This is a genomic window from Sphingopyxis sp. BE259, assembly GCF_031457495.1.
Lineage (GTDB): Bacteria > Pseudomonadota > Alphaproteobacteria > Sphingomonadales > Sphingomonadaceae > Sphingopyxis.
This window is the reverse complement of the sequence record NZ_JAVDWM010000001.1, coordinates 629,873-642,656: the sequence shown is the minus strand read 5'-3', so window position 1 is coordinate 642,656 and position 12,784 is coordinate 629,873. Positions and strand designations below refer to the sequence as shown.

Here is a 12,784-nt window from a genome sequence, read left to right as displayed (position 1 = left end):
GTCTAGAGCGGAGGGGCAGGTCAGGCAATCGCCAAACCGGACGCGGGATCGCGCCGCGGATCGGGCTAGAATTTTGCGCCTGTCGCAACCGCGTCCGCCGCCAGCGCGATCGCCTCGATCTCGATGCGAAAGCCGAAGTGCAGCGGTCCGGCGGGCACCACGCTGCGCGCCGGACGCGCAGCGCCGAAAAAGCGGCTATAGACTGCGTCGAGTTCGCCCCAGTCGTCAATGTCGGCGAGATAGACGGTTGTCTTGACCACCTGCGCCAGTTCGGCACCCGCATCCCCCAGAACGGCCTTCAAATTTTGGAGCGCCTGTTCGGCCTGCGCCGCGAAGGGAGCACTCGCCAGCGAGGTATCGCGGCCCGGCCGAAGTGGCAGCTGCCCCGAGACGAAGACGAAGCCGCCGCCGACAACGAACGACGAATAATGCGGTCCGCCAGTCATTTTAGCCGGTTCTTCCGCCTTTTGCCCCGCGCTTTGTAATGTCATCCGTCACCTTCCAGCTCTGGTGCGAATATCATAGCACGTCCGGCTGCACCGACCATCACCCCATGATGAATGCATTGAGCTTATTCCCGTCGGGATCGCGGAAATATCCGGCATAAAACCCTTCACCGCGCGGTCCCGGCGGGCCTTCGCAGGTGCCGCCGTTGGCGAGCGCGAGGTCGTAGAGGCGCTGGACCTGGTCCTTATCCTTGGCCTCCAGCGCCACCATCACCCCATTGCCGACACTGGCGGCGTTGCCGTCGAACGGCTTGGTCAGCCCAATACCGGCCGCGCCGCCCGGCTTGCCCCACGCGATGAAGCCGTCGAACTCCATCATCCGCGGGGTATCGAGTTCAGCGGCAATCGCGTCGTAAAAGACCGCCGCTTTTGCCAAGTCGTTGGTGCCCAAGGTCACATAGCCAATCATGAAGTTTCTCCCGACTCGATGTTGTGGGAACATAATAGGAACATGATCGCGACCGCGCAAATGAAAAGGGCGCCGGATCGGCTGATCCGGCGCCCTTTCATCGGGTCGAGACGGCGCGGCTTACTTCACCCGCACCGCAATGAATGCCGACGGACCGCCGCGGCGCAGGATTTCGAGCAGCACCGCATCTCGCCCCGCCCGCTTCGCGTCGGCGACCGCCTTAGCCAGCGCATCGCTGGTCGCCACCGGCACGCGGTTGGCGCTGAGGATCACGTCGCCGCGGCGCAGACCCTTGCGGCCCGCGTCGCTGTTCGCCGATGCGGCGCCGATCACCAGCCCCTTGGTCCCGGCATCGACCCCGACCGCGCGTGCGATATCGGGGGTGACCACCTGCACCGACAGGCCGAGTTCGTCCTGAATGGCCTTGTCGGCGGCGCCGGTCGCATCTTCGGGCTCGGTCTGCTCGGCTTCGGGGTCGAAGTTGGTGCCGGCCAGCTCTTCCTCGGGCGGCCGGGTGCCGACCAAAACGTTCAGCGTCATCGGCTTGCCGTCGCGAATGATTTCGAGCGGGATGCGCGTCCCCGGCTTGGTGTTCGACACGATATAGGACAGGGTCTGCTGCGGCGTGACTTCGCGGCCATTGACCTTGGTCACCACGTCGCCGCGCTTCAGCCCGGCCTTTTCACCAGCCTGCGCCGGTTCGACGCGCTGGATGAATTCGCCGCGATCCTTGGGCAAACCGAGGGCCGCCGCCAGATCCTCGTCGACCGGCGCAATACCGATGCCCAGATAACCGCGTTGAACCTTTTCGCCCGCGCGCAGCGCGTTGATCACCGGGATCGCGGCGTCGGCGGGGATCGCGAAGTTGACGCCGATATTGGCGCCGACCGGCGAGATCAGCATGTTGTTGATGCCGACGACATTGCCCTGCAAGTCGAACAACGGGCCGCCCGAATTGCCGCGATTGATCGCGGTATCGGTCTGGATATAGCGATCATAGGCGCCGCCCTGGCCGATGTTGCGCTGCACCGCCGAGATGATGCCCGCGGTCACCGTCGAACCCAGCCCGAGCGGGTTGCCGATCGCCACCACCCAGTCGCCGACGCGCGCCGTGCTGCTGTCGGCGAATTTCACGAAAGGCAGGCCGCCCGCTTCGATCTTGAGCAGCGCGAGATCGGACGCGGCATCGCGGCCGACGATCGTCGCCTTATATTCTTTCTGGTTGGTCAGTGTCACCGTGACCTGATTGACCGCCTCGCCGCGCGGGCCGCCCGAAATCACATGATTATTGGTGACGATGTAGCCGTCGGCCGAGATCAGGAAGCCCGAGCCGCCGCCCTGCTGTTCCTGGGTGATCGGCTCGCGCGTCCCGGCAAAGGGATTGAGCCGCACGCCGAGGGTGACCTCCTGCTTGGTCGAGATGTTGACCACCGCGGGCTGCAACTGTTCGACCAGGTCGGCAAAGCTCTCCGGCGCGCCCGAACGCGGCACGACCTTGGCGATTTCGCTCTGCTCATTTTGCGCGACCTGCGCGCCGACCGGGGACTGGGTAACCAGCGCCAGCGCGGTGCCACCCGCCAGCAAGGCCGAAGTGATGCCATAAACATAACGCACGATCGGTAATCCTCTTCTCATCCGAAAAACTCAAACACCCCGGCTGCGGCGGTCTGCGGCGCAGCGGCTGAACGCCAATTGAACATGAACGGACGCTTTCGGTTCCATTCACCGTCGCGTCCGGCCCGATCAACCGCCGCTGAAACGCTTCAGATATTCATTGTCGGGCGACATGATGATCGAGGTGCCGCCTTGGTTGTTCTCACCCAGGAAGGTCTGGCGATAGCTTTGCATGGCGCGGTAGAAATCGTAAAACTCCGGATCCTTGCCAAAGCTGGCGGCATAGATGCGCGCCGCTTCACCGTCGGCGTTACCGCGGATGATCTGCGCTTCCTTTTGCCCTTCGGCACGGATCGCGGTCGCTTCCTGCTGGCGTGCCGATCGCATGCGGTTGTAGGCTGCGATCAACGTCGCACCTTCCGGCAGGTCGGCGCGCTTGATCCGCACGTCGATGACTTCGGCGCCATATTTATTCGCCTCACGGTTCAGCGCGACCTGGATATTGTCCATCACCGCGCCGCGTTCGGGCGACAGCAAGGTGGCAAAGGTGCGCTTGCCCAGCTCGTTGCGCAGCGACGACCCCAGGATCGTTGCCAGCTGCTGCTGCAACCGCTCCTCGGTGCGGATCGCGGTGTACATGCGCACCGGATTGGTGATGCGGAAGCGCGCAAAGGCATCGACCTGCAACCTTTGCTGGTCGGTCGACAGCACCTGCTGGCGCTCCATGTTGACGCCCATGATGCGCTTGTCGATATATTGGATACCGTCGGTGAACGGCACGCGCAGCACCAGGCCCGCTCCCGAACTGCCGAAATCCTCGTTCGGCTTGTAACGGTTCACGGTGCGCTCGATCTCGCCAAAGCGCAGGATCAGCGCCTGCTTGTCCTCGGGCACGATCGCCAGCGATTGGGACAGGAGGACGAGCAGTGCGACGACCCCGACGAGCAGGCGCACGGGGTTCTGGAACAGCGAATTCAACATCATTCGCCTCCCTTCGTCGCCGCAGCGGGCGGGGTGGCGGGAATCCGTTTCTGGACCTCGTTGAGCGGCAGATAAGGGGTTACCCCGCGCGCTTCGACGACGGTCTTGTCGACATTCGACAACACATTCTCCATCGTTTCATAATAGAGGCGCTTGCGGGTCACCCCCGGCGCCAGCCGATATTGTTCGTAAATCTGGTCGAACGCCGCGGTGTCGCCACGGGCGCGTTCGAGCACCTGCTGCTGATAGGCGCGCGACAGGTTGATCGCCGATTCGCGCTCCTGCAGCGCCGCGGTGACTTCCTTGAACGCATCGTCGACCTGGCTCGGCGGATCCGCCTGACGGATCGCGATGCCCTGGATCGCGACGCCGGCGCGATACTGGTTGAGCAGTTCCTGCATCCGTTGCTGCACCTGCGCTTCGATTTCGACGCGGCCGGGGCCGATCGCATCGGTCAGGTTGAAATTGGCGACGGTGGCGCGCATCGAGCTTTCGGCGACTTCGCGGATCGTGCCTTCGGGATCGGCGAGCTGGAAAAAGAACAGCTCGGGATCGCGCACCGACCAGCGCACTTCATACGCGAGATCGACCAGGCTCTGGTCGCGGGTCAGCACGAAATTCTCGTCGGTCGCATTCGGCGATCCGACTGGCATGGTGCGGATCGCGCGGACGTCCTCCAACCGGATGCGCTCGATCGGCGCCGGCCAGGTGAATTTCACGCCGGGGCCGACGGTGCGCGAATAACTGCCGAGGCGGGTGACGACCCCTTCCTTTTCGGGCGGCACGATGTGGAAGGAGGAAAAGATCACCCACAGCACCGCCGCGGCGAGCACGCCCCATTTCCAGAATTTCGCCGAATCGCCCAGATTGAACTGGCCGCCGCCGCCGCCCGAACCGCCACCGCCAAAGCCGCCGCGTCCCTTGCGCAGCAGTTCGTCGAGCGCGGAGGGGCCGCGCGGTTTGCGACCGCGGTTGATGTCGATCGGATCGGGGGTCACCCACGGGTTGCGCGGGCCGGGGCGTTTGCCGTCGTCGCCCTTGCCGCCGCCATCCCCGTCGTCGCCCTTGCCGGGACCATTGCCCCACGGGCTCTTACCCATCTGGAGGATCGACCCGAAAAATTGCCGCAATCCACTGGGGCTGCGGCGTCCGATGCTGCCGTCAATATTGTCGTTCATAACGCTTTTATAGGGTCGGCGCGCGCGATTAACAGGGGGGCGCGCGAAAATGGCTGGCAATTGACCCGCGCAGGCCTATCTGCCGCGAACATGACCGATCCCAGCGCCGCCATCGCCCGCCTGTCCGCCACCGCTGCCGAGCTGAGCGACGGGCGAACATCCGGACTCCGCCTGCTCGACGACGCCGGGTCGCTGGCGGTGGTGCTCGACGTGTCGGGGCTGGCGGCCGAGGATCGCCAACCGCTCGCGGACAAGCTGCGCGCCGGGCTGCTGAACGAACCCGATGTCAGCGAAGTTCGTATTGCGATGACCGCCGAGAAAAAATCGATGACGATCATCGCGGTCGGCAGCGGCAAGGGCGGCGTCGGCAAATCGACCCTCGCCGCCAATCTGGCGGTCGCGCTGTTGCGGCGCGGGGTGAAGGTCGGGCTGGTGGATGCCGACATCTATGGTCCGTCGCAGCCGCGCCTGATGGACAGCGAGCACGTCAAACCCGAATCGCGCGGATCGAAACTGGTCCCCGTCCCCAACGCCTATGGCGTCCCGATGCTGTCGACCGGGCAGATCGCGGCGCCGGGGCAGGCGATCGCGTGGCGCGGGCCGATGGCGGGCAAGGCGCTGGAGCAATTGGTCGATGCGAGCTGGGGCGACATCGACACGCTGATCGTCGACCTGCCGCCGGGGACCGGCGACGTCCAGCTGACGATGATCCAGAAACACAAGCCCGCGGGCGCGGTCATTGTGTCGACCCCGCAGGATCTGGCGCTGATGGACGCGACGCGCGCCGTCAGCCTGTTCGAACAGGCCGCGGTGCCGATCATCGGCCTCGTTGAAAATATGGCGGGCTATGCCTGCCCGCATTGCGGCGAGGTCAGCGATCCATTCGGTTGCGGCGGCGCCGAGGCGGCAGCAAAATCGATGGGCCTCGACTTCCTGGGTCGCGTCCCGTTATCGATGGGCATCCGCCTGGCCAGCGACGGCGGCGTCCCGCCCGCTGCCGGAACCGACCCGGCGGGCGAGCCGTTCCATGCGATAGCGGCGAAGGTGGCCGGCTGGCTGCAAGAGCGCAATAAATAGGGACAGTCCCTATTTAATGGGGAGAATGAGATGGCGATCAACGACGAAAGGGAAATCCGCGACCTGCTCGGGCAAAAGCGCCGCATCGCGGTGGTCGGCGCCTCGCCCAACCCGGCGCGCGCGTCGAACGGCGTGCTCGCTTTTCTGGTCGGCCAGGGCCATGACGTGATCGCGGTCAATCCGGGTCATGCCGGCACCACGATCCACGGCGCGCCGGTCGTCGCGACCCTCTCCGACGTCGAGCCGCCCGCCGAAATCGTCGATATTTTCCGCAACAGCGAAGACGCCGGGTCTGCGGTCGATGAAGCGATCGTCCATGGCGCCAAGGCGGTGTGGATGCAGCTCGGCGTGATCAACGATGCCGCGGCAAAGCGCGCCGATGCGGCGGGACTGACGGTCGTCATGGACCGCTGTCCCAAAATCGAGATCCCGCGACTCGGGCTGCTGCGGTGAAGCCCGCGCTAGCGCTGCTCGCCGCAACCGCGCTCGCCGGTTGCGCCTCGACCCCGCAAGCCACCAATCCGCAGGACGCGTTCTTCGCCGCGCTGACCGCGCGTTGCGGCCAGGCCTATGCAGGCAAGCTCGCCAGCAATCAGGATGCCGATGCCGACATGCGCGGCAAGGCGATGGTGATGCATATCCGCAGCTGCACCCCCGACCGCATCGAAATCCCCTTTCACATCGACGGCGTCGGTCCCGACGGCGGCTGGGACCGCTCGCGCACCTGGGTCATCACCCGCACCGCCACCGGCCTCCGCCTCAAGCATGATCATCGCCACGCCGACGGCAGCAAGGACGAGCTGACGATGTATGGCGGCGACACCAAGGATGCCGGGACGGCGAGCCGCCAGACCTTTCCGGTCGATGCCGAATCGATTGCGCTGTTCACCCGCACCGGGCGCAGCGTTTCGAACACCAACATCTGGTCGGTCGAAACCACGGCTGAAGGCTTCACTTATGGCTTAAGCCGCGAAGGCCGCGATTTCCGCGTGACCTTTGACTATCGCCAGCCCGTGGCGCCGCCGCCTGCGCCTTGGGGGTGGTAGACGCTCCCAAACTCCGTTTGTGCTGAGCTTGTCGAAGCACGGTTCTTCCCTTCGACGTCGCTGAAGAAAAGAACGGCCCTTCGACAAGCTCAGGGCGAACGGTGACAGAGCGAGCGCGTGGCTCCACCAAAAGCCTTTGCCCTTGCGACTCGCCCCGCTTATCAGCATCCGCGATGGTGGGCATTCGCGACACGGCTCTGAAAAACAAATCGCGCCTGCCGCACGTCAGTCGCCGCCAGATGCTCGTCGGCGCGACGGCGGCGGGCGGGCTGGCGATCGCGTGGAGCCTGTGGCCGCGCGACTATCAGCCCAATCTGACCGCCGCGCCCGACGAACATGTGTTCAACGCCTTTCTGAAGATCGGCGACGACGGGCATATCAGCGCCATCGTCCCGCAATGCGAGATGGGTCAGGGCGTCACGACGCTGCTGCCCCAGATCATGGCCGACGAACTCGGCGCCGACTGGCGGACGATCGCGGTCGAAACCGCCCCGATCAGCCCGCTCTATACCAACACCCTGCTGATCGACGAGGATAGTGCGGTCTTCACCCCGCGCGGCGGCGTCCCCGATTTCGTGTCCGATGTGCGCAGTTGGGCGCGGCGCGAATGGGCGGTGCGCCATGCGGTGATGCTGACCGCCAACAGCTCGTCGGTGCGGATGTTCGAAGGACCGTGCCGCGCCGCAGCGGCGCAGGCGCGCGCGCTGCTGATGATGGCAGCGGCAGCGCGCTGGGACGCCGACTGGGAAGATTGCGACACCCAGGACGGGTTCGTCTTATTGGGCAAGAAAAAGCTGGGCTTTGGCGAGGTGGCCGCCGCGGCGGCACAGCTCGAACCGCCTGCCGAACCCGTCTATCGCGCCAGCAGCGGTGATCCGCTCTATGGCAAGGAACTGACCCGGCTCGACCTGCCCGCAAAGATCGACGGATCGGCCAATTATGCCGGCGATATCCGCCTGCCCGATATGGTGTTCGCGGCGATCCGCCAGGGGCCGCTGGGGGCGACGCGGCTCAAAAGTATCGACCGCAAGCGCGGTCTGGAGTCGCCCGGCCTGCTCCATGTCGTCACGCATGAGCGCTGGGTTGCGGCGGTAGCGCGCAACTGGTGGGCCGCGAACCAAGCGCTCGACCGCTTTGCGCCGTTGTTTGAAACCGCCGGGACGCCAATTTCCACGACCCGCATCGACGCGGCGCTGAAACAAGCGCTGAACGACGGTGGCTACCGCATATCGCATACCGGCGACGTCGGCGAAGCGATGACCGGACGCTCCAAGGTCGTCGCCGAATATGCCGTCGCCCCGGCGCTGCATGCCGCGATCGAAACCCGCACCGCGACCGCCGCGCCCGACGGCGGGCGGCTGCGGGTGTGGGTGGCGACGCAGGCGCCCGCCCAATGCCGCGATGCAATTGCGGCTGCCACCGGACTGTCGCCGAACGACGTCGTGCTGTTCCCGATGATGGCGGGCGGTTCCTTCGACGCCTGCCTCGACCATAGCGCCGCGGTGCAGGCGGCGATCATCGCGCTGCAGGTAAAGCGCCCGGTCCAGCTCGCCTGGTCGCGCGCCGAAGAGATCATGCGTCTGCCGCCCCGCGCGCCCGTTCGCGCGCGGCTGAGTGCGACGCTGAACGCCGCGGGCGGGATCGACGCGCTGGTGACCCGCATCGCAGTGCCGCCGACCAACCACGAGGTGCGGGCGCGGCTATTCGACAACACGCCCGCCGATGTGGCGCAGCGCGCTGCGGTGGGCAGCGCCGATGCCGCCGCAGTCGAGGGCGCGGCAAGTCCCTATGCCATCCCGCATCATGCGGTCGACCATTGCCCCGCCGATATCGGCCTGCCGACCGGACGCTGGCGCGGCAATGCCGACAGTTACACCGCTTTTTTCACCGAGTGTTTCATCGACGAAATGGCGGCGCGCGCCGGGACCGACGGCCTGTCCTATCGCATGGCGATGCTTGAGGGAGCGCCGCTGCTCGCGCGCTGCCTGCTCACCGCGACCAGCCTTGGCGGCTGGGAAGGCGGCGTGTCGGGCACCGCGCAGGGGCTGGCGTGCCACAGCATGCGCGGCAGCCACATCGCGCTGATGGCCACCGCGCGGCAAAGCGACAAGGGGTTGCAGGTCGAACAACTGGTCGCGGTCGTCGACGCCGGACGCCTCGTCAATCCCACGATCGCGCGGCAACAGATCGAGGGCGGGCTGATCTTTGGCCTCGCCGCCGCGGTTGGGGCCACCACCGATTATGATGGCGGCGTCGCGACCGCCCGCAAATTGGGTCAGCTCGGCCTGCCGCGGCTGTCGCAGACGCCGCAAATCCTGGTCGAATTTGTCGACAGCGACCGCGAACCCGGCGGGCTGGGCGAAATCGCGGTGCCGGTCGTCGCGCCCGCGATCGCCAATGCGATGTTCGCCGCGACCGGCCGCCGCATCCGCCGTCTGCCCCGTTCGGCGCAGCCGCTATGACGGACGCCGGCGCAATCTTTATGACGCTCCCCACCAACCATCCCCCCGTCCCGGCGCCGCGTATCGGCGTATTGCTGGTCAACCTCGGCACCCCCGACGGCCCGGATGCACCATCGGTGCGTCGCTATCTGGCCCAGTTCCTGTCCGACCGACGCGTCGTCGAGATTCCGCAAATCCTGTGGCAGCCGATCCTGCGCGGGATCATCCTGACCACCCGGCCCAAAAAATCGGCGCATGCTTACGCGCAGGTGTGGACCCCAGATGGATCGCCGCTGGCCGCGATTACCCGCGCCCAGAGCAGCGCGTTGCAGACGGCGTTCGGCGGCGATGTGCGGGTCGCTTATGCGATGCGCTATGGCAATCCGGCGATCGGCCCGGCGACCGACGCGCTGATCGCGGCGGGGTGCCAGCGCATCCTGATCGCGCCGCTTTATCCGCAATATTGCGCCGCGACGACCGCCACGGTGGTCGATGCGGTGGGCGACCATCTCAAAACGCTGCGCTGGCAACCCGCGCTGCGCTATCTGCCGCCCTACCATGATGACCCCGCCTATATCGCCGCGCTGAAGATGTCGGTCGAGGCGGGGCTGGCGGCGCTCGATTTCACCCCCGACGTGCTGCTCGCCAGCTTTCACGGGATGCCCGAACGCACGCTACACCTTGGCGATCCCTATCATTGCCAGTGCCGCAAGACCGCGCGGTTGCTGTCCGAAGCGATGGGCCGTCCGATCGAGGTCGCGTTCCAGTCGCGCTTCGGACGCGCCAAATGGCTCGAACCCGCGACCGACACCCGGCTCGAAGCCTTGGGCAAGGCGGGCCAGAGCGTCGCAATTTTCGCCCCCGGTTTTTCAGCAGACTGCTTGGAAACACTCGAAGAGCTGGCCATCCGCGGCAAGGAACAATTTGCGGCGGCTGGTGGCGAACGCCTTGCCTATCTGCCCTGCCTGAACGCCGAAGCCCCCGGCATGGCGATGCTGGAGGCGCTGATGCGCCGCGAACTCGCCGGCTGGCTATAGTTACCAACTGTTTAGGTCGATGCGCTAGATTGCTCCGACGCGGCGCCAATATGGTCCCGCCGCGGCAATTTGGAGAGACGCCATGAACCAGGTCCAATCGGCAGCGCTGATGCTCGCCGCGGCTGTGCTGGCCTTTGTGGCGCTCGTGTTGGCCATATGGTGGCTGCGCCGTCCCCGCACCGTCCCCGCCGCGCCGCGCGCGCCGCGGACGCCCGGGGAAAGCCGCCTGCCCAAGTTGTCGCGCAAGGCCAAAGTCGAGGTCGAGCCGGTTGAAATCTCCGCATCGCGGCTGGCGCGGGTCAGCGGCAAGGCGCCGCTCGAACCGCAAGCTGAGACGGACTATGATTATCGGCCAATACCCGCCATCGACGCCGAATCGGCGGCGATCGAGGCGACGCTCGACGCCATGGCCTCTGAGGTGGAAGACGAAGCGCATCGGATCGAACAGAGCGAGGTTGAGGCGGTCACGCTGCGCCTGGTGCCGCAGATTCCGCCGCGCGATGCGATTTCGACCAACAGCTGGCTCGGCGGACGGCCGCGCTTGCCCGGCGGCATGGACTGGCCGCAGATCGACAGCGAACCCGCCGATTTCCTCGCCCAGATCGACTGTGCCAGCCTGCCGCCCGCGCTGTGGGACGGGCTGGGGCCGCGCGACGGGGCGCTAGCCTTTTTCATCCATCGCCGTGGCTATCGGATGCACGTCGTCCACCTGCGCAACGGCGACGTTGCGGTCACGCCGCCGCTGGCGCTCGACGATCCCGATGGCTGGTTCGGGCCGCACGGCGGTCTGCGGTTCGGCGATCTTGAACCCTTTGCGGTGCGCGCCTTTCCCGAATGGCCGGTCGATCTGGTCGCGGTGCGCCCCGGCGATGCCGATCCGCGGGTCGAGGCCGATCCGAACGAACCCGGCGCGACGCTGTATGACCGCAGCTATGACATCGCCGACCCCGCCTTTCATCCGTTCGACTGGGGCAGCATGACCGCGATGGCGGCGCTGTTGGAAATGCGGCTCGACCGGCTGATGACCGAAGCCGTGCCGCCCCCGGGTGCCAGCGCCGAGGCGATCGTCGAACTGGAACAGCGCGCCGCAATCAACCGCGAGGCGCGCACCCGCGCCGAGGAAATCATCGCCATCATCCACGACAGTGCGGCGCATGAGGCCTTTTCGGCAAGCGACGCGACCGCGGTGATGTCGGCGCTCCACGCCATCCATTGGGCGCGCTCGGTCCACCGCGTCGATCCTGAAACCGGGGCCGATACGCACGAGACGATCACCCTGCCGCTCACCACCCACCGCGCCGACGCCAATCTGTGGGTGCATGATTATCAGACGATCCTGTTCGATCGCGCCAAACACGCCTGGTGTGCCAATCCGGACAGCCTGTCGGCACCGATGCGCGCCTTCTACGAACCCTATTGGCGCGATCTGGCGGCGCGCGAAATGGCGTCGATAGGGCATGAGCCCTTCCGTTATGTCCATGATTTTGACGCCGACCGCGACGCGGTGCTGCTCGAACTGCCGACCAGCGGGTTGATGAGCCGGATGTTCGGCGATTGCGACAATCTGGTCGTGACGATCGACAAGGCCGATCTGGCCGTCGGCGACTTTTCGCAGCTGCGCGTGCAGGTGAGCAATTAGTCCCCCGGCTACACCCCTGAATAGCTTTGCGATTGACGTTCCGGTAAACTTGCGGCGCCCCGCCCCGCGCCCTAGGCTGGCGCCATAATAGTGTGGGAGAGCTTGATTCATGGCACGCGTAGCAATCGTCACCGGCGGCAGCCGGGGTATCGGGGAGGCGATCAGCCTCAAATTGCAGGAACAGGGGGTCACCGTCATCGCCAACTATGGCGGCAATGACGAAAAGGCGAAGGCCTTTACCGACCGCACCGGCATCGCGGCGATGAAATGGGACGTCGGCGACCATCAGGCCTGCCTCGACAGCTGCGCGCGCATTGCCGAGGAATTTGGCCCCGTCGACATCGTCGTCAACAACGCCGGGATCACCCGCGACGGCACCCTCGCCCGCATGAGCTATGCCGATTGGGACGATGTGATGCGGGTCAATCTGGGCGGCTGCTTCAACATGGCCAAGGCAACCTTTGGCGGCATGGTCGAACGCGGCTGGGGCCGGATCGTCAATATCGGGTCGATCAACGGGCAGGCGGGCCAATATGGCCAGGTCAATTATGCCGCAGCGAAATCGGGCATCCACGGTTTCACCAAGGCGCTGGCGCAGGAAGGCGCCAAAAAGGGCGTGACGGTCAACGCCATCGCGCCGGGCTATATCGACACCGACATGGTCGCCGCGGTCCCCGCGCCGGTGCTGGAAAAGATCGTCGCGAAGATTCCCGTCGGGCGTCTCGGGCAAGCCGATGAAATCGCCCGCGGCGTGGCTTTTTTATGCAGCGAGGATGCCGGGTTTGTGACGGGATCGACGATGAGCATCAACGGCGGGCAGCATATGTACTGACGGGTCGAGGGCGCTAGCGAAGGC

12 protein-coding genes are annotated in these 12,784 nt (G+C 65.9%); 7 read left to right on the top strand and 5 right to left on the bottom strand.

All coding sequences use genetic code 11. The annotated features are described in order from the left end of the window. Positions 1-65: 65 nt before the first annotated feature. From J2X44_RS03095 to J2X44_RS03075, 5 genes are all read right to left on the bottom strand, one after another. On the bottom strand, positions 66-446 hold the full coding sequence (locus J2X44_RS03095; RefSeq protein WP_310087835.1) for a RidA family protein: 381 nt from the start codon (positions 444-446) through the stop codon (positions 66-68). Positions 447-546: 100 nt separating this feature from the next. Continuing rightward, entirely contained in the window at positions 547-915 is a 369-nt protein-coding gene (locus tag J2X44_RS03090; RefSeq protein WP_310087833.1) for a VOC family protein, read from the bottom strand. A gap of 120 nt (positions 916-1,035) precedes the next feature. Further along, entirely contained in the window at positions 1,036-2,529 is a 1,494-nt protein-coding gene (locus tag J2X44_RS03085; protein WP_310087832.1) for a trypsin-like peptidase domain-containing protein, read from the bottom strand. Positions 2,530-2,658: 129 nt separating this feature from the next. Further along, complete coding sequence (locus J2X44_RS03080; RefSeq protein WP_310088319.1) at positions 2,659-3,510, bottom strand: protease modulator HflC; 852 nt, start codon at positions 3,508-3,510, stop codon at positions 2,659-2,661. Next, positions 3,510-4,688 (bottom strand): protease modulator HflK, encoded by a 1,179-nt coding sequence (locus J2X44_RS03075; protein WP_310087830.1) that lies wholly within the window; start codon positions 4,686-4,688, stop codon positions 3,510-3,512. Before J2X44_RS03075 ends, J2X44_RS03080 begins: the two co-directional genes overlap by 1 nt. A gap of 90 nt (positions 4,689-4,778) precedes the next feature. On the opposite strand from J2X44_RS03075, the gene J2X44_RS03070 reads away from it, so the two are divergent. The 7 genes from J2X44_RS03070 to phbB all read left to right on the top strand — a co-directional run bounded on the left by J2X44_RS03070 (position 4,779) and on the right by phbB (position 12,760). Beyond that, positions 4,779-5,765 carry an Mrp/NBP35 family ATP-binding protein gene (locus J2X44_RS03070; protein WP_310087828.1) on the top strand — a complete coding sequence of 329 codons (987 nt, stop codon included), beginning with the start codon at positions 4,779-4,781 and terminating at the stop codon, positions 5,763-5,765. 30 nt (positions 5,766-5,795) lie between these two features. Next, positions 5,796-6,218, top strand: coding sequence for a CoA-binding protein (locus tag J2X44_RS03065; protein ID WP_310087826.1), 423 nt, complete (start codon positions 5,796-5,798; stop codon positions 6,216-6,218). Continuing rightward, complete coding sequence (locus tag J2X44_RS03060; protein WP_310087823.1) at positions 6,215-6,811, top strand: hypothetical protein; 597 nt, start codon at positions 6,215-6,217, stop codon at positions 6,809-6,811. The genes J2X44_RS03065 and J2X44_RS03060 overlap by 4 nt, the downstream gene beginning before the upstream one ends. 173 nt (positions 6,812-6,984) lie before the next feature. Next, the gene (locus J2X44_RS03055) at positions 6,985-9,273 is read left to right on the top strand and encodes a molybdopterin cofactor-binding domain-containing protein (RefSeq protein WP_310087822.1); all 2,289 of its coding nucleotides are present in this window, start codon (positions 6,985-6,987) and stop codon (positions 9,271-9,273) included. A 20-nt stretch (positions 9,274-9,293) separates the two neighbouring features. Continuing rightward, positions 9,294-10,289, top strand: a complete 996-nt coding sequence (gene hemH, locus J2X44_RS03050; protein WP_310087820.1) for a ferrochelatase — start codon at positions 9,294-9,296, stop codon at positions 10,287-10,289. 82 nt (positions 10,290-10,371) lie between these two features. Continuing rightward, complete coding sequence (locus tag J2X44_RS03045) at positions 10,372-11,928, top strand: DUF1963 domain-containing protein (protein WP_310087818.1); 1,557 nt, start codon at positions 10,372-10,374, stop codon at positions 11,926-11,928. A 109-nt stretch (positions 11,929-12,037) separates the two neighbouring features. Beyond that, a complete protein-coding gene (gene phbB, locus J2X44_RS03040) occupies positions 12,038-12,760 on the top strand; it encodes an acetoacetyl-CoA reductase (protein WP_310087817.1) in 723 nt (240 codons plus the stop codon). Positions 12,761-12,784 lie beyond the last annotated feature (24 nt).

What these genes read in the sequence shown, in the direction of transcription:
- J2X44_RS03095 (WP_310087835.1), bottom strand. Translation starts at nt 446, where the DNA reads ATGACTGGCGGACCGCATTATTCGTCGTTCGTTGTCGGCGGCGGCTTC.
- J2X44_RS03090 (WP_310087833.1), bottom strand. Translation starts at nt 915, where the DNA reads ATGATTGGCTATGTGACCTTGGGCACCAACGACTTGGCAAAAGCGGCG.
- J2X44_RS03080 (WP_310088319.1), bottom strand. Translation starts at nt 3,510, where the DNA reads ATGTTGAATTCGCTGTTCCAGAACCCCGTGCGCCTGCTCGTCGGGGTC.
- J2X44_RS03075 (WP_310087830.1), bottom strand. Translation starts at nt 4,688, where the DNA reads ATGAACGACAATATTGACGGCAGCATCGGACGCCGCAGCCCCAGTGGA.
- J2X44_RS03070 (WP_310087828.1), top strand. Translation starts at nt 4,779, where the DNA reads ATGACCGATCCCAGCGCCGCCATCGCCCGCCTGTCCGCCACCGCTGCC.
- J2X44_RS03065 (WP_310087826.1), top strand. Translation starts at nt 5,796, where the DNA reads ATGGCGATCAACGACGAAAGGGAAATCCGCGACCTGCTCGGGCAAAAG.
- J2X44_RS03055 (WP_310087822.1), top strand. Translation starts at nt 6,985, where the DNA reads ATGGTGGGCATTCGCGACACGGCTCTGAAAAACAAATCGCGCCTGCCG.
- hemH (WP_310087820.1), top strand. Translation starts at nt 9,294, where the DNA reads ATGACGCTCCCCACCAACCATCCCCCCGTCCCGGCGCCGCGTATCGGC.
- J2X44_RS03045 (WP_310087818.1), top strand. Translation starts at nt 10,372, where the DNA reads ATGAACCAGGTCCAATCGGCAGCGCTGATGCTCGCCGCGGCTGTGCTG.
- phbB (WP_310087817.1), top strand. Translation starts at nt 12,038, where the DNA reads ATGGCACGCGTAGCAATCGTCACCGGCGGCAGCCGGGGTATCGGGGAG.